Raw genomic sequence first — 22,479 nt, forward strand, 5'->3', positions numbered from 1 at the left:
GAGACCCGCATGAACTTCCAATGGCTGCAAGACTACGGCCCCATGCTCTGGCGCGGCGTCGCCGTCACCGTGCAATTGCTGCTGCTCTCCGGCGGCCTGGGCTTCGCGCTGGCGGTGGCGGTGGGCTTTGCCCGGCTGTCCCGCCAGCCCTTCCTCGCCTGGCTCAGCCTGTCCTTCACCAACCTGATCCGCGGCACCCCGCTGCTGGTGCAGATCTACGTGCTCTATTACGGCCTGGGCAGCTTGTTCGCCGGCTTTCCGGCGCTGCGCGACAGCCTGCTGTGGCCTTATCTGCGCGAAGGCTTCTGGTACGTGGCCCTGGCGCTGGCGCTGAGCGTGGCCGGCTATGTGGGCGAAGTGGTGCGCGGTGGACTGGCCGCCGTGCCCAAGGGCGAACTGGAGGCCGCCCGCGCGCTGGGCATGTCGCGGCTGACCACGGCGCGGCGCATCTGGCTGCCGCGCGCGCTGCTGATCCTGCTGCCGTCCCTGGCCGGCGAAACCGTGCTGCTGCTCAAATCCACCGCGCTGGCCTCCACCGTGGCGGTGATGGACGTGCTGGGCGCGGCCAACCTGGTGCGCGCGCAAACCCTGCGCACCTACGAACCGCTGCTGACCGTGGCGCTGATTTATTTCACGCTGGCCTGGCTGATAGAACGCGTCTTCCTAAGACTGGAAAAGAGACTGCCGGTCCGCACCGCCTTCTGAGAACGTGTTTACGATCTAGCGAGCAAGAGCGAGACAAGGCGAAAACCGCTGAGAAAGCGGAATGTACGGATGGTACATAAGCATTTCGAAGTGGTTTTCAACGCCGTATCGCTGAAGCGCAGCAGATCGTAAATAGGTTCTGACACCGTCCTACACCATTATTACGGAGACCCCCATGCGCTTTTCCCCCCTGGTAGACCGCATCGCCGGCGAACGCGTCGATGCCTGGAACATCCACCTGGCGGCGCTGCAAGCCGCCGCCCGCGGCGAGGACGTGATCATCCTCAGCGTGGGCGATCCGGAGTTCGCCACCCCGGCCCCCATTATTGAGCGCGCCGTGGCCGCGCTGCGCGACGGCGACACCCACTACAGCCCGGTGGAGGGCCGCGCCGACCTGCGCGCCGCCATCGCCCGCCGCCACGCCGCCGCCACCGGCCTGGAGATGGACGCCGACAACGTCATCGTGGTGGCCGGCGCGCAAAACGGCCTGTTCTCCGCCGCGCTCTGCCTGTGCCAGGCCGGCGACGAAGTGCTGGTGCCGGAACCGATGTACCTGACCTACGAAGCCAGCATCCGCGCCAGCGGCGCCGCGCTGGTGCCGGTGCCGGTCAAACCCGCGGACGGCTTCCATCTGGACCTGGCCGCGCTGGAAGCCGCCGTCACCCCGCGCAGCCGCGCGATCTTCCTCGCCACCCCCTGCAACCCCACCGGCGCGGCGCTGCGCCCGGACGAACTGGCCGCGGTGGCCGCGCTGGCCCGCCGCCACGACCTGTGGGTGGTGGCCGACGAAGTCTACGCCGGCCTCAGCTTCGAAGCCCCGCACCACAGCATCGCCGCCCTGCCCGGCATGGCGGAACGCACGCTGACCCTGGGCAGCCTGTCCAAATCCCACGCCATGGCCGGCTGGCGGCTGGGCTGGGCCGCCGGCCCGCGCCCGCTGATCCAGCACATGGGCACGCTGGCCCTGTGCATGCTCTACGGCATCCCCGGCTTCATCCAGCAAGCCGCGCTGCTGGCGCTGCAAGACTACGACGCCTTCGTCGACCCCGTCCGCGCGCTGTACCGGCGGCGGCGCGACCTGGCCCATAGCCTGCTCAGCGGCGTGGACGGCCTGCAATGCCCGCTGCCGGAAGCCGGCATGTTCCTGCTGCTGGACGTGCGCGGCTGCGGCCTGGAAGCCGGGGATTTCGCCTGGAAACTGTTTGAAGCCACCGGCGTCTCCGTGCTGGACGCCGCCGCCTTCGGCCCCACCGCCGCCGGCTTCATCCGCCTGGGCCTGGTGGTGGACGACGAACGCCTGGCCGAAGCCTGCCGCCGCATCGCCCGCTTCGCCGGCCAACTGCGCGCCGCCGCGCCAAGACAAAAGGAATCCGCATGAGCGCCACCCTGGGCAGCTACCTCACCGCCTGGCTGGCAGCTTACGGCGTCGACACCGTGTTCGGCATCCCCGGCGTCCACACCATCGAGCTCTACCGCGGCCTGGCCGGCAGCGGCATCCGCCACATCGCCGCCCGCCACGAACAAAGCCTGGGCTTCATGGCAGACGGCTACGCCCGCGTCAGCGGCAAACCCGGCGTCTGCTTCGTCATCACCGGCCCCGGCCTCACCAATATCGCCACCGCCATGGGCCAGGCCTACGCCGACTCCATCCCGCTGCTGGTGATCTCCGGCGTCAACGCGCGCGGCAAGCTGGGCTCCGGCGACGGCCACCTGCACGAACTGCCGGACCAGCACGCGCTGGCCAGCCAGATCGCCGCCTTCAGCCACACCCTGACCGCGGCGGCGGAACTGCCGCAAGTGCTGGCGCGCGCCTTCGCCGTGTTCGACGGCGGCCGCCCGCGCCCGGTGCACATCGAAATCCCGCTGGACCTGATGGCCGCGCCCGCCGACGGCCTGCCGCCGCCGCAAGCGCCGGCGATGCGGCTGCTGCGCGGGCCGGCCGCCCCCGCCGCCATCGACCGCGCCGCCCGCCTGCTGTCCAGCGCGGAACGGCCGCTGCTGCTGATAGGTGGCGGCGCGCGCCAGGCCGCGCCGCAACTGAGCCGGCTGGCGGAAATGCTGGACGCGCCGGCGCTGATGACCATCAACGCGCGCGGCGCGCTGCCGGACGGCCACCCGCTGGCCCTGTCCTGCAGCCCCTCGCTGCCGGCCGCGCGCCGCCTGATCGCCGCCAGCGACGTGGTGCTGGCCGTGGGCTGCGAACTGGGGCCCACCGACTTCGACATGTACGTGGACGGCGGCTTCCGCCTGCCCGGCGCGCTGATCCGCGTCGACATCGACCCGGAACAACTCTGCCGCGGCCGCGGGGCCGACCTGCCGCTATTGGGCGACGCCAAAGAAACCCTGCAACTGCTGACGCTGCAACTGACCGACGCCGCCCGCCAGGGCGAAGAGCGCGCCGACGCCGCCCGCCGCCTGGCCGCCGCCGAAATGGAGCCGGAACACGCCGCCGACCTGGCCTGGCTGCACCGCGTGCGCGACATCCTCCCGCAAGCGCGCTGGGTGGGAGACTCCACCCGCCTGGTCTACGCCGGCAACCTGGGCTTTTGCGCGCCGCGCGGCAACAGCTGGTTCAACGCCTCCGTCGGCTTCGGCGCGCTGGGCTACGGCCTGCCCGCCGCCATCGGCGCCGCGCTGGCCGAACCGGACCGGCCGGTGCTGTGCCTGGCCGGCGACGGCGGCTTCCAGTTCACCCTGGCGGAAATGGGCACCGCGATGGAAACCCGTGCCCGCCTGATCGTGCTGCTGCTCAACAACCGCGGCTACGGCGAAATCAAAAGCGCGATGCGCGCCGCCGATATGGAACCGCTGGGCGTGGACCTCTACACCCCGGACTTCCCGGCGCTGGCCCGCGCCTACGGCTGGCGCGCCGAAACCCTGGCGCTTGGCACCCCGGAGCCGCTGCTGCGCCAGGCGCTGGAACAGGCCGCCGCCGCCGCCAATCCCACCCTGATAGAAATTGAAGCTTAAAGCGCGCGCCGGCCCGGCCCCGGGCCGCGCGCCGCAAACTCAATTTGCATAGACCCCGGCCGCGGCGATAACATGGCTTATCCACGGCGGCACCCGCCCCGCAAGCAATGCGAGACCGGCTCCGGGCATCCCTATGAGAGAACTCGAAATTGTCGAACAACTGGTCCTGGGCCTAGACCCGGCCGGCCGGCGCGACCCGCTGGGCACCCCCAAGGACCCGGCGCTGGATAAGGCGCGCGCGCTGTATTACGAGCAACTCAAGCGCGTCGCCAAACAACACGCCGCGGACCCGCCCACCGCGCCCGAGCCGCAAGCGGCCCCCGGCGGCGCGCGCCAGGGCCAGCGCTGGACCATCGCCGAAGACAACCGCCTCGCCCTGCTGTGGGAAGCCTCCCCCGCACCGGTACGCCAACTATCGGAAAAACTGGGCCGCAGCCCGCTGGCCATCGTCTCCCGGTTGGTCCACCTGGGGCTGTACGAGCACCAGCAAGCGGCGATGCAGGCCGACAACGCCCGCATGCAAACGCTGGACCTGCCGCCACTCTGGGACGTACCCGCCGCCGCGGAAAAGCCGCCCACCAAACCCGCCGCGCCGCCCACAGCCGGCAAGCAAGGCGCGGTCTGGAGCGTGGCCGACGACCAGCAACTGAAAACCCTGTGGCACAGCCCGGCCCAGCCGGACAGCCAGGCCATCGCCAAGCAACTGGGCCGCAGCCGCGGCGCCATCCTCGCCCGCCTGGTGCGCCTGGGCCTGTTCAGCGACCGTGAGGCGGCGTATCAGGCGGATCAAGCGAGGCAAGCGGGATGAAGCGCTCCCCTCACCCAACCAAGCCAATCTGAGCAAACGCCATGGCCTTTTCGCTCGCAAGCATCAGAAAAACCCTTTTACAGAAACCATCCGCAATGACGGCCCCAACACCCAACGCCGCACCCGCGCCACCACAAACAACAGCGCCTATCCAAGCCGCTACCCCAGTTCCAACGCAAGCGCCCGCGCCTAATCCGCCGCCCGCCACAGCCCAGGCCGCCCCCAACACGGCGGAGGAAAAAGGCCATGAAGGCGAGAAAGCGCTCAACGCTTGGTTCAACCAACACAAACTGGCCTATGTGGGCATCTGCCAGAACAAGGACAGCTTCGCCTCGCTATTTCAAGGCGCAGCCAAGCGGCCGGACTTCCTGCTCCTGCTGCCCTCGCTGGGCATGATCGCCATCGACGCCAAGAACTACACCCCATGGTGCGGCGAACTCACCCTCAACCTGGAAGAAGAACTCAAAAAAGCGCTCACCTTCGAGCGGCTGTTCCGCCTGCCGCTGTGGTACGCCTATTGCGATAAAGAAAACATGGGTCAGAACTGGTACTGGATCAGCGCGCTGAAAGCGATGGAAGTGGGCGAAGTGCGCAATGGCAGCAAGGGGCAATTCCTGGCCATCAAGATGGAGCATTTTGAAACCATCGCCAACCCCAAGGACTTGGCCAAGTTGTATACCCATACTTTGCCGAGTTTGGAGAAGGTGGCGGCGGGGGTTTGATTGGGGGGATGCTGGGTTTATTGTGGAGCTTGCTGTTGCTCAGTTATTCAACCGAAGTGGTCAGGTAACACAAGAACAGGCATACCGGGGCAGTCCATACTTAGAATACCCTTGTAGACACGAAAACATGCTAGAGACACAACAAAACCCAATGATAAAAGTCTATCTTGACAGCCAGGATTTTTCCCATTTTTCAAGCAAGCACAAAGACCATGCGAAGTATGCCGTACTTAAGGCTCAATTATTACAACTAAAAAAATTGGGTAAAGTACACTTTGTTTTCAGTGACGTACACTTCTACGAGGCTTATCCAAAGGGCGCCAAAGCAACAGCCGAGGGTCTTGAACGTATTCGCACTATCTCTGATTTCTGTAGCAAAGACAGCTTGCCATCATTCACAGCGCTCTTAGAACATGAAATCACAGCGGAGCTTTGCAAAAGGCGTGGAGACCCGGTTCCCTCGCTTTCCACTAATTGGTTTCCCGACCTTGGGATACGCGGCCAGCCCCCAGCTCGTCCAGAGCGAAGCAACCGTGCAGAGAGGCGTAAATTGGATATTGCATTGCGTCGAGAAAAAAGCAAGGAAGTCTTAACAGCAGATTTTCGCAAAGCGTACCCTTTTCTTAAAAACACCGAAGTATTTCTGAAATACAATGCACATCAAGCTGAATGGGAGGATGTGGTCCTCATGATTGAGGAGAGCATTCAAGATATTGAGTCGTTCTCTAAGTTCCTAACATCTAATCGTAGTGTCAGTTTAGACATTCCCGATATACTTAGGAGCGGATATGAATCTTACACTGGGGCGATAACTACGCTCAAGAATGAAGTTGCATTGCGTGCCAGCATCGCAGAGACTATCAAACAAAAGTCTGAACTCTCTACTGAGATTTATCAGGCATTAACTAAGTCTGAAGAGGAGTTTCGCGCATCAATCGTCGAAAAATTGATGATCGATCTTGAAGGTTATGATCCGAAGCAAGATGTAGTAAGCATCAGTAGCGCCACTCCTTGCTTTGACTCTTTCATCAGATACCTCTCTGAACTTATTCGTAGATCCTCTCAGATCAGAACGCCGCGCAAGCCTGCCGGTAGCGACTTTGCTGATGCATTGCACGTGGCATACTTCCCTATTGTGAATATTTTTCGCACTGATGCAGCGGCGGCCGATGCATTGGGCCGTCTATACCCTCATCGCAAAGCAGATATTATTGGTGATGTTTTCCAACTACCGAACCGGATCATGTCGCATGCATAACTTACAATGCGTTGTTGCTAGCCAGCCTCCGCCTCCAAGGCTTTTAGTATTCCTCGGCATAAGACAAGAAATTGTCTACCCCCAACAAACCAGTCGAATAACAACCTATTGCTGGAGCACACGAGCAACTCCATTTAATAGCTACTTCATAGCTTGAGCACAATATAAAAATAACCAGCAATAACTCACCTATATGTTTTTAAGCATATAGCGAGTCATAGCATGCTGGAAATCATGTAAATACATAAAGCTACGATGCCTTCTTGACAGCTGCTCAAGCCATAATCAAGGTCCAACTATTAACTACAAGGTTTTCTATGACAGCCATCATCACCTTCAAAAAAACGTTAGCTAGAGCAAACGCACTTATTACTCTCCACACCTCGTTATCTCCTGCTCAGCTCGCAGCAATGCCTACTCCAAACGACCTCCTTCGATCTGCGATCGCACTTTCGATTGCAGGGATGGATACTTACTTTACGGATCGATTTTCTGAATCACTCGTTCGCTTCTTGAAAAAACATGGTGCCAAACCTGATCTAGTAGCACTCCTATTCGATGCGGGCTTAGATACGAAAGCCTCGCTCGAGATGCTAACAATGCAACGTCCATACAGACGAATCCGAACACTCGTAGAGGCTTATCTATCCAACTACACAACACAAAAACAACATGTCATTGATAAACTGTTCCTCGTTTATGGAATCAAAGGGCTGTGCAGCCACGCGGAAAAGCATTCCAAGAAAAAGAAACTACTCACAAACGTAAATGCAGCAGTCCTCAGGAGGCATTCAATCGTTCACGCAGGCGACCTAAACTCCCACAACAATCCGCGCCCAATAGATAATAAATTAGCGAACCGCTACATAGATAATGTTGATTTATTTGTTACTAATGCAGAGGCAATACTTGTCAAAACCCTCAAAATCTAAGCCCTTACCCGAAATGTGCTTGAAAGACCTCTCCACGTACCCAGAGAGCTGAGGCGACGCTGAACTTGCACTGTTTAAAACAGCATTAAAAAGCCCTCAAAAGAGGGCTTTTTACTTCATCAAACCTGGGCGCTGTTCAGCCCCAGTCCGCGCCACATATCGGCATGAGCATTGGAGCGCTCAAAGAACATCCGAACAGGATATTTTATTTTGCCATTATGGAACCATTCATTCTTGATTTGCATGTAGTCGCGATTGTCATCATCGGCACGCATCAACAAATCATAATCTTCATTTCCGCCCATAAAATTAAAAATCAATTTCTTGACTTCTTCGCGCTTGGATTCTTTGATGGAGGTTGTAATCAGGATGCGATAGCCTGCACGATGTGGCCTCAATGCCGTCAAAACTTGAATCAGATTCCAGTTATAAGAAGAATTTCCGTAGAGCTCAGAAACCAAATCAACACCAGAGATAATGGCCCCAAGCTCAAAAGCCATGTACGCATTTTCAACAGTCATCTCATTTTCCATTACAAGCACCTTAAGTGAACGTTAACATTCCAGACCAAACCCAATGACCTGAACCATAACTAGCAGCTTCAGCAATTGAAAACCCTAGCAAAGCTAATCAGCCAAAAATAGTATATCTATAAAGCCATACCGATACAGTCTGACAAGTATCACTGCCATTCAAATAATGGCAATAAAAAGACGGCAGCCACTTGGTTCCACTCTCAGCATCCATGATTCTGGCCATCAAATTTTATGAATGTTTGAACGTATACTCTCAGTACCTTACCTTAGCTTTTGTAAAGCCCCCTGCCCCAGCAATGGCAATGGGATTTTGGAAACAGAAGCGACCGAATCTCTGACGAATTCACCGCAATCAAAAACTAGCATCAACACAAATACCTAATGTTAGCCATCAAAGAGAATATGCTTTGAGACATCAAATTTAATCTCACAAGTGACAAAGCACTCAAGAACAGATACCCCCCAAACCACCAGACCCCAGATAAAAAAAGCCCTCCACTTGAGGAGGGCTTTTTTTGTGTGAGGCCGGTACTATCAATGCTGATGCCTGTGCTCGCCGTGCACATACTGGTGAGCAATTTCCTCGGCCGTAGTCGCGCGCACATCCACCACTTTGACGACAAAGCGCAGGGTTTTGCCGCACAGCGGGTGCTTGCCGTCCAACAATACCGTGGGGCCTTTGATCTTGGTGAAGAAGTCATAACGCGGCTCGCCGTCCGGGCCGATGCGCTGGATTTGGCCGCCTACCTTCGCGCCGGGCGGGAAGTCGGCCTTGGGCATGGTGGTGACCAGGGCTTCGTCGCACGCGCCGAAGGTGTCGAGGAGCGGGAGGGCATCAAGCCGGCGGCATCCTACGAGACCAAAGTAGCCGCGCACTGTGTGCCGTGCACGGTAGGCCGCGGCCCCTACTAAATCATCATCCGCGCAGCGGACTCAATGCCTTGGCAATTGTGCTTAGAACGTGTTTACGATCTCGCGAGCTAAGGCGAGACAAGGCGTTGCGGCTGAGAAAGCGGAATGTACGGTTGGTACATGAGCATTTCGAAGCCGTACTCACCGTGTAACGCTCCACGACGCGCAGCAGATCGTAAACAGGTTCTTAGACCCGCTAACAAAACCCCTGATCCTGCCTTGCGCCTCCTTGTCGTACTACGTTACTGCCTGCGTCGGCGCGCCTTGGCTCAGATTCTCTGCGAGCTTTTGTTAGCGGCTCTTAGTAGTGGTAGCGGCACTGCAAGATGGTCAGAACATTGCTCTGGACAGCGTAGACCAGCCGATGCTCATCATCGATGCGACGCGACCAGAAGCCAGCAAACTGGTGCTTAAGCGGCTCAGGCTTGCCGATCCCCTCAAACGGGTTGCGCTGGATGTCCTTGATCAGAGCGTTGATGCGCTTGAGGGTAGGCTTGCTGCTCTGCTGCCAGTAGAGGTAATCCTCCCATGCGTTGTCATCAAACTTGATCTGCATTACTCGCCCTCGTCTTCGAGAAGCGTTCTCTCTTTGGCCGCCCCGCTGTGAAACCTTGCCGCCGCATCGGCCAGACGCTTGGCATTTTCAGGGGAGCGCGTCAGGTAGGCGGTTTCTTCCAGCGCGTTGTAGTCGGCCAGCGACATGATCACCACCGGTTCACCGCGCTGGGTGGTGACGATCACCGGCGCCCGGTCTTCGTTCACTTGACGCATGACTTCGGCCAGGTGCTGGCGGGTGTGGCTGTAGGTAAGCGCTTTCACGGTATTCCTCGCTCAAATCGACAATGATTGTACAAATCATAGCACAACCCAGGCGGCATGGTTCACGCACTAAGAACGTGTTTACGATCTGCTGCGCGTCGGCGATACGGCGTTGAAACCATCTTCGAAATGCTCATATACCAACCGTACATTCCGCTTTCTCAGCCGCAACGCCTTGTCTCGCTCTAGCTCGCGAGATCGTAAACACGTTCTAAGCATTCTCATCAAGGCCCGCGGCCTCGCCGTCTTCAAGAACATCTTGCATAAACTCGCCTTCATCCATCGCTTGAATGAGTAGGTACGCAATATCCAGACGCCGAAGCAGGCCTACCTCCCAGTACGCCGCCGCCGGGTGACATGTGCCCACGCCTCCATCTCCGAATATGTCAGAGCCTGCGGGCCGCAGTCCGAAAACTGCCGCCCTGCCGATAAGCAACGCCAAATAATAGGTGGGGTCCAGACAAAACAAAGCCCTCCCAAACGGGGAGGGCTTTGTCTGTATGAAGCGGGGGAATCAGTGCTGATGCCCGTGCTCGCCATGCACATGCTGGTGAGCGATTTCCTCGGCCGTGGCCGCGCGCACGTCCACCACTTTGACGACAAAGCGCAGGGCCTTGCCGCACAGCGGGTGGTTGCCGTCCAACAATACCGTGGGGCCTTTGATCTTGGTGACGAAGTAGTAACGCGGCTCGCCGTCCGGGCCGATGCGCTGGATTTGGCCGCCTACCTTCACGCCGGGCGGGAAGTCCGACTTGGGCATGGTGGTGACCAGGGCTTCGCCGCGTTCACCGAAGGTGTCTTCGGTAGCCAGTTCCAGCGTGGTTTGAAATCCCGATTCCTGGCCTTCCAGCGCGGCTTCCAGCTTGGCGAACAGGTTGTCGTAATCGCCGTGCAGGTAGGAGACGGGCTTCTTGCCATCGTCGTAAACCAGGCCCTGGCTGTCGGTGACTTTCATGCGCAGGGTAACGGCGGTGTTGGCGGTGATTTTCATGGCGGGCAATAACAAAAAAATGGAAGCGGGAAGGTTCTCAGTTCAGCGAGGGAGTGTCAACCGAAATGCCCCTGCCTTGCTGGATACGGATGCGGCTGTTTGCTGGAAGAACCCTATCCTTCCCCAACAGCCAGCCCCGAAGGGGCCGGCTGCCCTTCCCAGCTTACCCCCTCTTCTTCCGCCCCAACTTGCGCGGCAAGGCCTCCAACTCGTCCAGGCTGAGATGGAGGCGGTTCACCGCCTCCACATGCCTCGGCAGGTCCACCTGCTCCACCCCCAGATTCAACAACAACTCCAGATAGTTGAAGAAGCTCTTGCACAGGCGGCGGCGGTGGCCGCGGGCGCTGAAATCCATATCGCTGGCGATGCGGAACAGCAGGCCGCGCGCGGAGTGCTGGCGGTTGAGTTTCAGCATCTGCGCCAGATGGGCGGCGTACTGATGGCCCAAGGCACGGGCTTCACATTCATCCTTGGCCTCGGCCGGCTGCCAGTAATGCGGATAGGTGCGGCCTTTGATGCGGCGGATGAAGGGCAGGCTGAGGTCTTTGGCGTGGGGACCGGCAAACCGGTAGCGCGAGCGCGGCCCAAGCGGCGGGAGTGGAGAGGCGTCCTGATGGACGTCTTGGGTTTCAGTAGCGGACGAAGTGAGTTCGATGCCTAGCACCGGACGGACTAGCTTTACCATTTGCAACCTCCTGAGCAGAAGGGCCCGGCCGCAAGGCGGCAGGGCGGGCACATGACAAGAGTTGGTCTACCGGTGTGCTACCGTACAAAGCCGGCGCGCCCGCGAGGGCGCCACTTGCCACGGCCCGCCCGAATAGGCAAAGCAATGGCCGCGGATACGCTGTGGAAACAGCGGATCCGCGACGGTAGCACAATTCAGGAGACCAATCCCGAGCGCCGCGATTGCTGCGGCGCGGGGGCTATTGTTGGGGAGGAGCGGGAGGGCGTCAAGCCGGCGGCATCCGGTAAGGTGGATCGCCGCCATCATCTTGTGCGGCGCAGCGGGGTTCCGCGTGGGTATCGCTACGCTCCACCCACCCTACGCGCGGCCGCTCGTCATGGGTAGGGTGGGTGGAGCCGCAGGCGATACCCACCAGCCGCCGGCCCCGGCAGGAACAAGCCATTAGCGCAGCGGAACGTAACCGGTTCTAAGAACGTGTTTACGATCTCGCGAGCTAAGGCGAGACAAGGCGTTGCGGCTGAGAAAATGGAATGTACGCGCGGTACATGAGCATTGCGAAGCGGTACTCACCGTGCCACGTCTCACGACGCGCAGCAGATCGTAAACCGGTTCTAAGAGCCGCTAACAAAACCTCGCAGAGAGCCTGAGCCAAGGCGCGCCGACGCAGGCCGTACAAGTCGTACGGCAAGGAGGCGCAACGCAGGATCAGGGGTTTGGTTAGCGGGTCTAAGAGAGTGGCACCGCATCCGCCGCCAACCCCGCCTGCGCATTGACCAGGGTGATGATGAAGTCCCGCATCCAGCGATGGCCGGGGTGCTGCTGGGTGCGGTCGTGCCAGGCCATGCCCACTTCAAAGCTTTCGGTGGGCAGCGGAAACTCCACTTGCTTCAACGCGTCGCCGCGGTCTTGCACCAGGCGCTGCGGCACCAGCGCGACAAAGTCGGACTGGGCCACCATTTCCGGCACAAACAGGAAGGACGCGGCGGACAAGGCCACGTTGCGGCGCAGGCCCAGCGCCGCCAGCGTGCGGTCCACCGGGGTGAAGAAGCCGTTGCCGTCCAAGGACACAATGACGTGGTCCAAGGCCGCGTATTCTTCCACGCTCAGCCCTTCTTTCAGGGTGGGGTGGTCGCGGCGGCCTATCAGCACATAGTGTTCGTCAAATAGACGGCAGCTTTGCAGCTTGGACGGGGCGGCCGGCGGGGTCAGCAGCGCCAGGTCCAGATCGCCCTGCTCCAGTTGCGCTTCCAGCCGGTGCAGGTCCAGCGCGCGCACCGCCACCCTCACGCCGGGCGCGCTTTTGCGCAGTTCCCGCGCCAGCGGGATCAGCAACGCGGCTTGCAGGTAATCGGTGCAGGCGATGGCCACGGTCAGGTCCGCGCTGGCCGGCTCAAAATCCTGATGTCCGGCCACGGTGGCGCGCACTTCGTTGAGCGCCTTGCGCAAGGGCTCGAACATTTCCAGCGCCTTGGCCGTGGGATACATGCCGCGGTGGACGGCCACCAGCAGCGGGTCGTCAAACAACTCGCGCAGGCGGTTCAATTGCGCGCTCACCGCCGGCTGGCTCAAGCTCAGCCGCGCGGCCGCGCGCGTCACGTTCTGTTCCACCAGCAAGGCTTCCAGCGTTACCAGCAGATTGAGGTCGAGTCGTTTGGTATCCATCTGATGAATAGTAAGCAATAAAAACCGTGATTTCACGAATAGTTGACCGCGCGTCAGACTGGCGGCTTTCCACCGTGAAACTCTTGGAGGCCGCATGAACCGACAAGCTCTCATCATCCACGCCCACCCGGACCCGGCGTCGCTGACCGCCCAATTCGCCGCGCTGGCGCGACAAACCTTGCAACAACAGGGCTACCGCGTGATGGAGTCCGACCTCTACGCAATGGCTTGGAAAGCCGGCGCCGACGCGCAGGATTTCCCGGACCGGCTCAATCCGCAGCGGCTGTTCCTGATCTCCGAATCCCAGCACGCTTACGCCAACGGCCGGCAGAGCGCCGATGTGGCGGCCGAACAGCAAAAACTGCTGGCGGCGGACTTGGTGATCATGCTGTTTCCGCTATGGTGGTACGGCCTGCCCGCCTTGCTCAAGGGATGGTTTGACCGAGTCTACGCTTACGGCTTCGCCTATGGCTACCGCAACGAGGGCAATCGCTGGCGCTACGGCGACGGCGCGCTGAGCGGCAAACGCGCGATGCTGGCCGCGATGGTGGGCGGACAGGAGCGGGACTACGGCCCGCGCGGCATCAACGGGCCGCTGGAGCAACTGTTGTTTCCTGTGACACACGGCTGCCTGTTCTACCCCGGCATGGAGGTGCTGCCCACGCATGCGGTGTACGACGCCAACCGTCTTTCCGCCGCCGATATGGACGCGGCCAAGGACGCCTGGCGGCAAAGGCTGCTTGGGGTGTTCGACGAAGCGCCCATTCCCTTCCGCCGCCAGAACGGCGGCGATTACCCGGACGGCCATACTTTGGGCGAACAGGTAGCCGCCGACGCCAGCGGCCTGAGAACCTGTTCAAAGTCTGCTGCGCTTCAGCGATACGGCGTTAAAAACAAGCTCAAAATGCTCATGTACAGCACATTCCGCTTTTTCGCTTGTTTTCGCCTTGTCTCGCCCTTGCTCGCGAGACTTTGAACAGGTTCTGACGGCGCATATCGCCGGCTGACGGCGGCTACAAACGCCAGCCCAGCCGCATGCCTTCATAAACGGCTTCTTCCGCGGTGCGCGGCGCCAGGCAATCGCCTATCGCGTGCAGTTCGGCGCCGCAGCCGCTCAGCTCCTCCCATAAACCGTCCTCGGCCTGGTGCCCCTGACACAGCACCAGGCAGTCCACTTCGCTCTCCACCATCGCCTCCTCGCTGGCGGTGTGCAGCAAGTACACGCTGTCGTCGTCGTGGCCGTACAGGCGCGCGTACGGCGTCACCGCCACGCCGGCGCGTTGCAGTTGGCCGGCCAGGTGGTCGCGCACATACATTTGCAGCGCTTCGCCGGCATGGGTGCCGTTGACCGCCAGCCTCACCTGGTGGCCGGCGGCGGCCAGCCGCAGCGCGATGCCGGGGCCGATCCAGTCGCAGCGCCAGTCCGCCACCAGCACCTTGCCGCCCCGCACTGCTTCGCCGCGCAGCACTTGCCAGGCGTCCAGCACTTGCATGGCGCCGCCGCCTTCCAGCGCCGGCCAGCGCGGCCGCGCGCCGGTGGCCACCACCACCGCGTCCGGGGCCAGCCGCCGCACCAGTTCGCGGTCCACCCTGACATTGCGCCTCACTTCCACGCCGGCCAGTTGCAGTTCCCGTTCCAGATTGGTGATCAGCCCGCCAAATTCCGCGCGGCCGGGCAGCAGTTGCGCCAGCAGCGCCTGGCCGCCCAGTTGCGGGCCGGCTTCGTACAGGCTGACCTGGTGGCCGCGCTGCGCCGCGATCACCGCCGCCTTCATGCCGGCCGGGCCGCCGCCGGCCACCAGCACTCGCCGCGGCGCGGCGGCCGGCCGCAATTCGCCGTATTCCAGTTCGCGGCCGCTTTGCGGGTGTTGGATGCAGGAGATGGGCAGGCCGCGGTGGAAGCGGCCGATACAGGCCTGGTTGCAGCCTATGCAGGCGCGGATGTCCTCATGCCGGCCCTGCTCGGCCTTGGCCGGCAGCTCCGGGTCGCAGATCAGCGCGCGGGTCATGCCGCAAGCATCGGCCTGTCCGCCGGCCAGCACTTGCTCGGCCTCTTGCGGCTGGTTGATGCGCCCAGCCAGCAGCACCGGGATGCTGAGCGCGCGCTTGAAGCGCGCCGCCTGCGCCGCCAAATAGGCGGCCGGCAGCGCCATCGGCGGCGCGATGTGGATGGCGGCGCCCAGGGTGGCGGAGCTGCCGGCCACCAGGCTGACGTAGTCCAGTTCGCTCTCCAGCGCCCGCGTGGCCGCCAGCGCCCGCTCGGCGTCCATGCCCTCGCCTTCTTCCTCGCCGGCGGAGATGCGCAGGCCCACCACAAAGCCCGGCCCGCCGCCGGCGCGGGCGGCGGCCACCGCTTCGCGCAGGAAGCGCAGCCGGCCGGCGTCGCCGCCGCCGTAGCCGTCTTGGCGGCGGTTGACTTGCGGGTTGAGGAATTGCGCCGGCAGATAGCCGTGGCTGGCGACGATCTCGGCGCCGTCCACGCCGGCGGCGCGCAGCCGCCTTGCGGCCGCGCCGTAGCCGGCGATGATTTCATCTATCATTTCGCGGCTCAGCGCGCGCGGCTGCACGTGGAAGCGCTCGCTGGGGGTCGCCGAAGGCGCGTAGGCCACGCTCAGCAGGCCGTCGGCGCTTTCCATGATTTCGCGGCCGGGATGGAACAGCTGGGCGAACAGCTTGCAGCCTTCGGCGTGCACGGCCTCGGCCAGTTGCCGGTAGCCGGGCACGCAGCTGTCGTCGGTGGCCATCAGGGCGTGCGAGGTGTAGTGCGCGGTTTCGTGGACGCCGGAGACTTGCAGCACGATCAGGCCGACGCCGCCGCGCGCCCGCGCCCGGTGGTAGGCCACCAGCGCCGGGCTGACCCGGCCGTCCACCGGCAGCACGGTGTCGTGGCCGGTGGACATGATACGATTCTTCAGCAGCGCCGGGCCGATGCGCAGCGGGGAGAACAGCAAGGGGAACAAGGTGCTCATCGCGTGGACCTTTGATCGGGTTTGGCGGACGCCAGCTCTATGGCAGTTTGATTTTGCTTAAATTAAAATTTATTGCAAATTTTTTTAATAAAATACAAGTCAGAACCGCGAACACACGCCGCGGCACAGGATTTCATCGTGAGCAAAAACGCAACATCCGCCGCCGACGCCCCGCTGCAGCTGGGCGCCCGCATCCGACAACTGCGCAAACGCCAGGGCCTGACGCTGAGCCGGCTGGCCGAAACCAGCGGCTTGTCCGTGGGCCACATCAGCCTGATCGAACGCGAGCTGGCCCAGCCGTCCATCAACGCGCTGGTGAATATCGCCCGCAGCCTGGGCGTGACGGTGCAGTGGTTTTTCAACGGCGCCGCCGAGCAGGCCGAGGACGAGAAGGACTACATCGTGCGCCGCGATCAGCGGCCGCGGCTGGATTACCAGAGCGGTTTCGTCGACCATTTGCTGACGCCCAAGAACCAGCGCCAATTGGAGATGATCCATTGCCTGATTCCTCCCGGCGCCAGCTGCGACGAGGGCTACAGCCACAACGGCGAGGAAGCCGGCTTTGTGCTCAAGGGATCGCTGGAGTTGTTTGTGGGCGAGCGCCAGTTTCATCTGGAACAGGGCGACAGCTTCGCCTATTCCAGCAGCGAGCCGCACCGCTACCGCAATCCGGGCAGCGGCGAGACCATCGTGATATGGGTGATTACTCCGCCCAGCTTCTGAGAACCAGGCCAAAGTCTGCTGCGCTTCAGCGATACGGCGTTGAAACCATCTTCAGAATGCGCATGTAGCACGTGTACATTCCGCTTTTTCGCCCGTTTTCGCCTTGTCTCGCTCTTGCTCGCGAGACTTTGAAGAGCCTGTTTGCGATCTAATGTGCGTCGTGAAGCGTTGCACGGCGAGTACCGCGTCGAAATACCCCCCAAGCAAAGCCGCTCCCTCAGCGGCTTTCGTTTTTTCCCGCGCGGGCTTGCGCAGCGCCCGGCCCGCCAAAGCCTGCCGATGCCGCAACAGTTTTTTAATAAAATCAAAATAAATTTTACAGTTTTTTGATCGTTTCCTAGACTGTCCCGGCCGGCGCGGATAAGCCGGCCACGCAGCATCAGAGGAGACCGATCATGAAATTGACGCATCTGAGCATCGCCGCCTGCCTGCTGGCCGGCGGCGTCGCCTCCGCCAACCAACTGGTGGTGGTGTCCTACGGCGGCGAGAACCAGGCGGCGCAATCGCGCGCCTATTACGCGCCCTATCAACGTCAAAGCGGCGTGCGCATCGTCGCGGACGCCTGGAACGGCGAGTTCGCCAAGATCAAGGCGATGGCGGCCACCGGCCGCTCGCGCTGGGACGCGGTGGAGGTGGACGCCGCGGCGCAGGGGCGCGGCTGTGAGGAGGGCTTGCTGGAGAGGCTGGATTACCGGCGGATAGGCGACAAGGCGGACTTTGTGCCCGGCGCGGCCCAGCCTTGCGCCATCGGCATGTTCCTGGCCTCCATGGTGCTGGCTTACAACGAGGACAAGCTGAAAACCGCGCCGCAAAGCTGGCGCGATTTCTGGGACGTGAAGCGTTTTCCGGGCAAGCGGGCATTGCGCCGCGGCGCGCCCTACACGCTGGAGATCGCGCTGCTGGCGGACGGCGTGCCGCCGGCCGAGGTTTACAAAACCTTGGCCACGCCGGCCGGGGTGGACCGCGCCTTTCGCAAGCTGGATCAGCTCAAACCTTATATCCAGTGGTGGGAAAGCGGCGCGCAGCCACCGCAATACCTGCTGTCCGGCGACGTGGTGATGAGTTCTTCCTACAACGGCCGCATCAGCCTGGCGCGGCGCGAGGGCCGCAAGCTGCGCATGGTGTGGCGCAACAATATCAGCGAGTTCAGCTACTGGGCCATTCCCAAGGGCTCGCCCAACAAGGACGAGGCGCTGAAGTTCATCGCCTTCGCCAGCCGGCCGGAGCAGCAAAAGCTGTATTCGGAGCAGATGCCCTACGGCCCCAGCAACCGCAAGGCGCTCAGCCTGTTGCCGGCGGCGGTTCAGTCCGAGCTGCCCAGCCACCCGGCCAATATGGCCGGCTCGCTGGCGATGGACGCCGCCTTCTGGACCGATCACGGCGAGGCGCTGGAGCAGCGCTTCGCCAGTTGGGCGGCCAAGCGGCCGTAAGCGGCGCCGCTCACCCCGCAAACTTTAATCGGCCCGCCGCCGCCGCGGCGGGCCGCCAGGCTAGGCTCAGGCCAGCCGCCACAGGGTGAAGGCCACGTCCGGCGTCCACCCGGGGTTGGAGCGGTGCGCTTGCAGGCAGCGGTAAAGCTGGCCCTGGTAGCTGACGCCGTCGTCCACCTGGTAGTCGTGCTCGTTCAACCACTCCGGAAACTCCGGCTCCGGCCCGCCGCCGCCGGTGCTGGCGCTCACGCTGTTGCTGGGGCCGGAGGCGTGGCCGGCGGCGTCCAGCGCTGTGACGAAATAACGGTAGGCGGTGCCGGGCCGCAGGCCGCTGTCCAGGTAGTTGAGCGCGCTGGTCTCCCCCGCCGGCTGGCCGTCGCGGTGCAGCTGGTAATGCGCCACCGGCTGTTCGCCGCCCTGGGAGGCGTCCCAGCTCAGGCTGATGGCGGTGTCGCTGCGGCTGTCCACCTTGAGGTTTTGCGGCGCGCCCGGCCGGTTGCCGCCGCTTTCGCCGTGGATCAGTTCGGCGTAGTCGCGGACAAAGCCCCAGTCGTACGGCCGGCCGCCGGCGTCGCGTCCGGCGTCCCAGTTAACCGACCAGGTCATCAAGCCGCGGATGGGATTGCCGTCGGCGGCCAGGCGGCTGAAGGCGCGGTACACCGCGCCGGGATCCGCCACGTAGCCGGTGGCGGCGGCGTCGTTGTTGGCCGGCAGGCCGATGGCGAACTTGTCCGCCGGAATGCGCAGGAAGCCGCGGCTGCCGTTGATCAGGCTATCGGTCAGGTAATAAAGAAAGTCTTCTTTTTGCTCCTGGTTGTCCTGAGACAGCCAGGCGTTCAGCTCGTCCACCCAGACGCCGTCGCCGCCCTGGTTGTAGTACTGCGGGGCGATGAAGTCGTAATAGCCGTCCAGCGCGGCGAGATAGGGCGCGTATTTGTCCCCGGTCTTCAGGTAGGGGAATTCCGGCGCCATGCTGATGATGAAGCCGCGGCCCTCGGCGGCGTAATGGTCTTTGACCCGTTTGAGCGCGGCCGGGATCACCGCGCTGTTGTCGGCGGCGGCGATGGCGCTTTGCTCCAGATCGATGTCCAGGCCGTCAAAGCCGTAGGTTTCCACCAGGCGGATGATTTCGTCGGCCAGCGCTTGCTCTTGCCCGGCATGCAGTTCGATGTGGGCGTCCGCGCCGCCCAGCGAGATCAGCACCGCCCGCCCCTGGCGATTGAGCTCGCCCACTTGTTCGCGGAAAGCCTGATCGCTCAGATTGTAGGGTTTGAAAGTGGGAATGCCGGCGCCCTTCATGAAGGCCACCGCCACGATATTGTAGTCGGCCGGGGTTTCCGCCAGCGGCAGGTCCGCGGACTGGCCGCGCTGGTAGCCGTTGCCCGGCTCCGACGGCCAGTTGTGCCAGAAGCCCATCAAGAAGTTGCCCGCGATCTCCGGCATCAATGAGGCGTCGTCGCTCAGCGCGCGCCGTTCCGGCTTGGCGAATTGATTCATCTGCCCTTCCTTTCATGGAGACGACAGCGGCGGCCCAGGCCGCCGCGCCTTGCGCGATGCGCGTCGATCAGCTGAAGTCGAAATCGATCACCTGATAGAAGGCGTTGCCGGTGTCGGCCACTTCCCAGACCGCCAGCACCACGTGATAGCCCTGGCGCTCCGGCAGCCTGACGTTGTGGATGGTGGGGTCCGGCGGCATCAGTTCGGCGCCGTGGGACCAGTACGGCTGGGCGGTCAGTTCCACTTTATAGAAAGGCTCGGACTCGAACTGGGCGCGGCTCAGCGGCTGGTTGGGATTCCAGCCGGGCTTGGTGATGAAGTAGTTCCAGCGCCGGGTCAGGTGGACGGCGTGATAGCTCCAATGGAATTCCTGCGCCTGACCGGATTTGACCGGGTGCTTGTGCCAACGCTCGGCGCTCTGCTCGTCCAGCACCGCGGCGAAGGCCTGGCCGGCGCTGGCGATCTTGCCGTCCGCCGGCGGGGCCACATTGGCCACGTCGTCCGGCGCCAGCGGGTCGCGCAGGCCGCCCGCGCCGGCGGGGAAGAATTTGCCGCCTTCCAGGCCGTTGACCTGCCAGCTTTGCAGCGGGCATTGGGCGTTGACGCCGTCCACGCAGAACTGGCCGCGCGATTCCGGCTTGAACACTTGGCCATGGCGCGGCTGTTGGCCAGGCCTGGATTCGACATTGGTGTAGCTCATCAGGATACCCCCGGGTTGATGTCAGAACGGCGGCGTCCGGCGCAAGTCCGGACCGCCCGCCGCCCACATCTTATTATCCCGATGGAATACGCAATGCTGTCCTTTCAGCTGGACACCAATTTCAGCTCATGGTCTAGCGGCCTGGCCAGCCGCCACAAGGCTTGGTCCAGCCGCGCGTTGTCGCCGCTGGGCCGCGCCAGGGCCGGCGCCGGTTCCGCCGCCGCCAGCTGCCGCTCGATGAAAGCGTGGATCCGCGGGCGGCGCGGTCCGCGCATGGTCTCGCCGCAGGCGATCTTCACCGCCAGCAGGCGGTTGATCTCGGCGGCCAGTTCGGCGTCGTCGACGGTGCCGGCGGCCAGTTGGGCGAAACGCGTCGGCGGCATGCCGCGGCCAGCGTCCAGCCAGCGCACCGCCAACAGGGCTCTCAGCACGTACAGGTATTTTTTCAGGCACACGCTGTCGCCCTGCAGATGGGCGTCGAAATTTTTGCGCGCCATCGCCAGGTAGTGCCAACGGCATTTGAGGTCGGAGCGGAAGTCCGGCTCCAGGCCGCGCAGCAGCCGCAGCGCCTGCGGGTCCGCCCGGTACACCAGCGGCGATTGCAGCCATTCGCACAGCGTGGGGTTGGAGCCTTGCAGCAGGCGCAGCGCCTTGCGCAGCTCCCAGCCGCTGATGTCCAGCTCATCGTTGATCGGCAGTTCGATCACGTCGCGCTGCGGCATCACGCGCAAATACCATTCCGGCTCGTGCACGTAGATGAAGCGCACGTCGTAATCGCTGTCCGGCGACGGAAAACCCCAGGCGCGGCTGCCGGATTCACAGGCGTAAAGCACTCGCACCCGGTGCCGTCCTTCCAGCGCGTCCAGTTCGCGCCGCACCCGCTCGCGCATCGCGTCTTCCAGCGGATGTTGAAATAAAAATTCTCGCATTATCTTTGTCTCCAGCCCTGCCTAGGGGCTTGCTTTAGCTGCTGTTCAATGTCCGCCGCGCGCAGGCCGGACGGCTAGCAAAGAAGCTTAAAAACCGCTCCCGCGCTGGCCCGCCCCGCCGCGCGCCCGATCATGAACCGCCGCTCATCCTTTCACGCACACCACCTGGCGCAAGGTGTGCACCACCTCCACCAGGCTGGACTGCGCCGCCATCACCGCGTCGATGTCCTTGTAAGCCATCGGGATTTCATCAATCACCTCGGCGTCCTTGCGGCATTCCACATGGGCGGTGGCGCGGCGCTGGTCTTCCAGGTCGAAGCGGCGCTTGGCTTCGGAGCGGCTCATCGCGCGCCCGGCGCCGTGGCTGCAGGAACAGAAGGCTTCCTCATTGCCCAGGCCGCGCACAATGAAGCTCTTGGCGCCCATGGAGCCGGGAATGATGCCCAGCTGGCCCTTGTGGGCGGCCACCGCGCCCTTGCGCGTCACCAGCACCTCGCGGCCAAAGTGGGTCTCGCGCTGCACGTAGTTGTGGTGGCAGTTCACCGCTTCCACTTCGGCGTCGAAGGGCTTGCTTATCACTCCGCGGGCGGCGTCCACCGCCTGGCGCATCATCAACAGGCGGTTTTGGCGCGCGTAGTCCTGGGCCCAGCCCACTGCTTCCACGTAGTCGTCGAAATGACGGCTGCCTTCTTCGAAATAGGCCAGCTCGCGGTGCGGCAGATTGGCGATATGCCCGCGCATGTCCGCCTGGGCCAGTTCGATGAACAGATTGCCGATGGCGTTGCCCACGCCGCGAGAACCGGAGTGCAACATGAACCAGACCCGGTCCGCCTCGTCCAGGCACACTTCGACAAAGTGATTGCCGGTGCCCAGCGTGCCCAGGTGGAGGTGGTTATTGGTTTTCGCCAGCTTGGGGTATTTGGCCGCGATGGCGTCGAAACCCGGCAGCAGCCGCGCCCAGGCGGCGTCCACGCCGGCCGGCGGCCGCTGCCAAGCGCCTTTGTCGCGGCCGGAGCGGGGGGCGCTGCGGCCGTGCGGCACCGCGGCTTCAATGGCGCTCCGCAAGCCGCCCAGCTGGTCCGGCAGGTCCGCGGCGCTCAAGGTGGTGCGCGCCGCCATCATGCCGCACCCACTCTTACTACGTGGTAACTGTTACCTTAAAGACTTTAGCGAGGGAGAGGCTCTCAGCCAAGGTAACAGTTTTCAACCAAGAGACAGTGACCAATAGATA

22 protein-coding genes are annotated in these 22,479 nt (G+C 62.6%); 10 read left to right on the forward strand and 12 right to left on the reverse strand.

Annotated features, from left to right (window positions below; all coding sequences use genetic code 11):
• Positions 1–9 precede the first annotated feature (9 nt).
• The 7 genes from DB032_RS13215 (at position 10) to DB032_RS23740 (ending at position 7,395) form a co-directional block, all read left to right on the forward strand.
• Complete coding sequence (locus tag DB032_RS13215) at positions 10–705, forward strand: ABC transporter permease (RefSeq protein WP_107799903.1); 696 nt, start codon at positions 10–12, stop codon at positions 703–705.
• A 175-nt stretch (positions 706–880) separates the two neighbouring features.
• Positions 881–2,083, forward strand: coding sequence for a pyridoxal phosphate-dependent aminotransferase (locus DB032_RS13220; protein ID WP_107799904.1), 1,203 nt, complete (start codon positions 881–883; stop codon positions 2,081–2,083).
• Complete coding sequence (locus DB032_RS13225) at positions 2,080–3,675, forward strand: 5-guanidino-2-oxopentanoate decarboxylase (RefSeq protein WP_107799905.1); 1,596 nt, start codon at positions 2,080–2,082, stop codon at positions 3,673–3,675. Before DB032_RS13220 ends, DB032_RS13225 begins: the two co-directional genes overlap by 4 nt.
• Before the next feature lie 133 nt (positions 3,676–3,808).
• Complete coding sequence (locus DB032_RS13230) at positions 3,809–4,483, forward strand: hypothetical protein (RefSeq protein WP_107799906.1); 675 nt, start codon at positions 3,809–3,811, stop codon at positions 4,481–4,483.
• Positions 4,484–4,524: 41 nt separating this feature from the next.
• The gene (locus DB032_RS24420) at positions 4,525–5,205 is read left to right on the forward strand and encodes a hypothetical protein (RefSeq protein WP_199225889.1); all 681 of its coding nucleotides are present in this window, start codon (positions 4,525–4,527) and stop codon (positions 5,203–5,205) included.
• Between the two features lie 127 nt (positions 5,206–5,332).
• Positions 5,333–6,463, forward strand: coding sequence for a hypothetical protein (locus DB032_RS23735; protein ID WP_146176667.1), 1,131 nt, complete (start codon positions 5,333–5,335; stop codon positions 6,461–6,463).
• Positions 6,464–6,780: 317 nt separating this feature from the next.
• On the forward strand, positions 6,781–7,395 hold the full coding sequence (locus DB032_RS23740) for a hypothetical protein (protein ID WP_146176668.1): 615 nt from the start codon (positions 6,781–6,783) through the stop codon (positions 7,393–7,395).
• A gap of 119 nt (positions 7,396–7,514) precedes the next feature.
• On the opposite strand, the gene DB032_RS13245 is transcribed toward DB032_RS23740, so the two are convergent.
• The 7 genes from DB032_RS13245 to DB032_RS13285 all read right to left on the reverse strand — a co-directional run bounded on the left by DB032_RS13245 (position 7,515) and on the right by DB032_RS13285 (position 13,000).
• On the reverse strand, positions 7,515–7,928 hold the full coding sequence (locus DB032_RS13245) for a hypothetical protein (protein WP_146176669.1): 414 nt from the start codon (positions 7,926–7,928) through the stop codon (positions 7,515–7,517).
• A gap of 537 nt (positions 7,929–8,465) precedes the next feature.
• Positions 8,466–8,711, reverse strand: coding sequence for a hypothetical protein (locus DB032_RS13250; RefSeq protein WP_233246705.1), 246 nt, complete (start codon positions 8,709–8,711; stop codon positions 8,466–8,468).
• A gap of 433 nt (positions 8,712–9,144) precedes the next feature.
• The gene (locus DB032_RS13255) at positions 9,145–9,399 is read right to left on the reverse strand and encodes a Txe/YoeB family addiction module toxin (protein WP_081575981.1); all 255 of its coding nucleotides are present in this window, start codon (positions 9,397–9,399) and stop codon (positions 9,145–9,147) included.
• Complete coding sequence (locus DB032_RS13260; RefSeq protein ID WP_019101444.1) at positions 9,399–9,662, reverse strand: type II toxin-antitoxin system Phd/YefM family antitoxin; 264 nt, start codon at positions 9,660–9,662, stop codon at positions 9,399–9,401. Before DB032_RS13260 ends, DB032_RS13255 begins: the two co-directional genes overlap by 1 nt.
• A gap of 514 nt (positions 9,663–10,176) precedes the next feature.
• Positions 10,177–10,653 carry a peptidylprolyl isomerase gene (locus tag DB032_RS13270; RefSeq protein WP_107801856.1) on the reverse strand — a complete coding sequence of 159 codons (477 nt, stop codon included), beginning with the start codon at positions 10,651–10,653 and terminating at the stop codon, positions 10,177–10,179.
• A gap of 163 nt (positions 10,654–10,816) precedes the next feature.
• A complete protein-coding gene (locus tag DB032_RS23745) occupies positions 10,817–11,338 on the reverse strand; it encodes a hypothetical protein (RefSeq protein ID WP_146176670.1) in 522 nt (173 codons plus the stop codon).
• Positions 11,339–12,064: 726 nt separating this feature from the next.
• Positions 12,065–13,000, reverse strand: a complete 936-nt coding sequence (locus tag DB032_RS13285) for a LysR family transcriptional regulator (RefSeq protein WP_107799912.1) — start codon at positions 12,998–13,000, stop codon at positions 12,065–12,067.
• A 94-nt stretch (positions 13,001–13,094) separates the two neighbouring features.
• On the opposite strand from DB032_RS13285, the gene DB032_RS13290 reads away from it, so the two are divergent.
• Positions 13,095–13,976, forward strand: coding sequence for an NAD(P)H-dependent oxidoreductase (locus DB032_RS13290; protein ID WP_107799913.1), 882 nt, complete (start codon positions 13,095–13,097; stop codon positions 13,974–13,976).
• A gap of 37 nt (positions 13,977–14,013) precedes the next feature.
• Here DB032_RS13290 and DB032_RS13295 read toward each other — a convergent pair whose 3' ends face one another.
• Entirely contained in the window at positions 14,014–15,969 is a 1,956-nt protein-coding gene (locus DB032_RS13295; protein WP_107799914.1) for an FAD-dependent oxidoreductase, read from the reverse strand.
• Between the two features lie 138 nt (positions 15,970–16,107).
• Here DB032_RS13295 and DB032_RS13300 point away from each other — a divergent pair, with 138 nt between their 5' ends.
• Entirely contained in the window at positions 16,108–16,692 is a 585-nt protein-coding gene (locus tag DB032_RS13300; protein ID WP_233246706.1) for a cupin domain-containing protein, read from the forward strand.
• 395 nt (positions 16,693–17,087) lie between these two features.
• Positions 17,088–18,122, forward strand: a complete 1,035-nt coding sequence (locus DB032_RS13305; RefSeq protein WP_107799915.1) for an ABC transporter substrate-binding protein — start codon at positions 17,088–17,090, stop codon at positions 18,120–18,122.
• A 66-nt stretch (positions 18,123–18,188) separates the two neighbouring features.
• Here DB032_RS13305 and DB032_RS24805 read toward each other — a convergent pair whose 3' ends face one another.
• The 4 genes from DB032_RS24805 to DB032_RS13325 form a co-directional block, all read right to left on the reverse strand.
• On the reverse strand, positions 18,189–19,619 hold the full coding sequence (locus tag DB032_RS24805; RefSeq protein ID WP_107799916.1) for a glycosyl hydrolase family 18 protein: 1,431 nt from the start codon (positions 19,617–19,619) through the stop codon (positions 18,189–18,191).
• A gap of 67 nt (positions 19,620–19,686) precedes the next feature.
• A complete protein-coding gene (locus DB032_RS13315; protein ID WP_107799917.1) occupies positions 19,687–20,319 on the reverse strand; it encodes a lytic polysaccharide monooxygenase auxiliary activity family 9 protein in 633 nt (210 codons plus the stop codon).
• A gap of 104 nt (positions 20,320–20,423) precedes the next feature.
• On the reverse strand, positions 20,424–21,248 hold the full coding sequence (locus tag DB032_RS13320; RefSeq protein WP_107799918.1) for a nucleotidyltransferase domain-containing protein: 825 nt from the start codon (positions 21,246–21,248) through the stop codon (positions 20,424–20,426).
• Between the two features lie 144 nt (positions 21,249–21,392).
• The gene (locus DB032_RS13325; protein WP_304529382.1) at positions 21,393–22,370 is read right to left on the reverse strand and encodes an RtcB family protein; all 978 of its coding nucleotides are present in this window, start codon (positions 22,368–22,370) and stop codon (positions 21,393–21,395) included.
• Positions 22,371–22,479: the final 109 nt, after the last annotated feature.

Source organism: Chromobacterium sp. Panama (genome assembly GCF_003052555.1).
In the GTDB taxonomy this organism is placed as follows: domain Bacteria; phylum Pseudomonadota; class Gammaproteobacteria; order Burkholderiales; family Chromobacteriaceae; genus Chromobacterium.

Excerpts from the sequence above, each read along its gene's own strand:
- DB032_RS13270 (WP_107801856.1), bottom strand. The coding sequence starts at position 10,653 with ATGAAAATCACCGCCAACACCGCCGTTACCCTGCGCATGAAAGTCACC.
- DB032_RS24420 (WP_199225889.1), top strand. The coding sequence starts at position 4,525 with ATGGCCTTTTCGCTCGCAAGCATCAGAAAAACCCTTTTACAGAAACCA.
- DB032_RS13305 (WP_107799915.1), top strand. The coding sequence starts at position 17,088 with ATGAAATTGACGCATCTGAGCATCGCCGCCTGCCTGCTGGCCGGCGGC.
- DB032_RS13230 (WP_107799906.1), top strand. The coding sequence starts at position 3,809 with ATGAGAGAACTCGAAATTGTCGAACAACTGGTCCTGGGCCTAGACCCG.
- DB032_RS13290 (WP_107799913.1), top strand. The coding sequence starts at position 13,095 with ATGAACCGACAAGCTCTCATCATCCACGCCCACCCGGACCCGGCGTCG.
- DB032_RS23740 (WP_146176668.1), top strand. The coding sequence starts at position 6,781 with ATGACAGCCATCATCACCTTCAAAAAAACGTTAGCTAGAGCAAACGCA.
- DB032_RS13215 (WP_107799903.1), top strand. The coding sequence starts at position 10 with ATGAACTTCCAATGGCTGCAAGACTACGGCCCCATGCTCTGGCGCGGC.
- DB032_RS13295 (WP_107799914.1), bottom strand. The coding sequence starts at position 15,969 with ATGAGCACCTTGTTCCCCTTGCTGTTCTCCCCGCTGCGCATCGGCCCG.
- DB032_RS13250 (WP_233246705.1), bottom strand. The coding sequence starts at position 8,711 with ATGCCCAAGGCCGACTTCCCGCCCGGCGCGAAGGTAGGCGGCCAAATC.
- DB032_RS13320 (WP_107799918.1), bottom strand. The coding sequence starts at position 21,248 with ATGCGAGAATTTTTATTTCAACATCCGCTGGAAGACGCGATGCGCGAG.
- DB032_RS13220 (WP_107799904.1), top strand. The coding sequence starts at position 881 with ATGCGCTTTTCCCCCCTGGTAGACCGCATCGCCGGCGAACGCGTCGAT.
- DB032_RS23745 (WP_146176670.1), bottom strand. The coding sequence starts at position 11,338 with ATGGTAAAGCTAGTCCGTCCGGTGCTAGGCATCGAACTCACTTCGTCC.
- DB032_RS13315 (WP_107799917.1), bottom strand. The coding sequence starts at position 20,319 with ATGAGCTACACCAATGTCGAATCCAGGCCTGGCCAACAGCCGCGCCAT.
- DB032_RS13255 (WP_081575981.1), bottom strand. The coding sequence starts at position 9,399 with ATGCAGATCAAGTTTGATGACAACGCATGGGAGGATTACCTCTACTGG.
- DB032_RS13225 (WP_107799905.1), top strand. The coding sequence starts at position 2,080 with ATGAGCGCCACCCTGGGCAGCTACCTCACCGCCTGGCTGGCAGCTTAC.
- DB032_RS13245 (WP_146176669.1), bottom strand. The coding sequence starts at position 7,928 with ATGGAAAATGAGATGACTGTTGAAAATGCGTACATGGCTTTTGAGCTT.
- DB032_RS24805 (WP_107799916.1), bottom strand. The coding sequence starts at position 19,619 with ATGAATCAATTCGCCAAGCCGGAACGGCGCGCGCTGAGCGACGACGCC.
- DB032_RS13325 (WP_304529382.1), bottom strand. The coding sequence starts at position 22,370 with ATGATGGCGGCGCGCACCACCTTGAGCGCCGCGGACCTGCCGGACCAG.
- DB032_RS23735 (WP_146176667.1), top strand. The coding sequence starts at position 5,333 with ATGCTAGAGACACAACAAAACCCAATGATAAAAGTCTATCTTGACAGC.
- DB032_RS13285 (WP_107799912.1), bottom strand. The coding sequence starts at position 13,000 with ATGGATACCAAACGACTCGACCTCAATCTGCTGGTAACGCTGGAAGCC.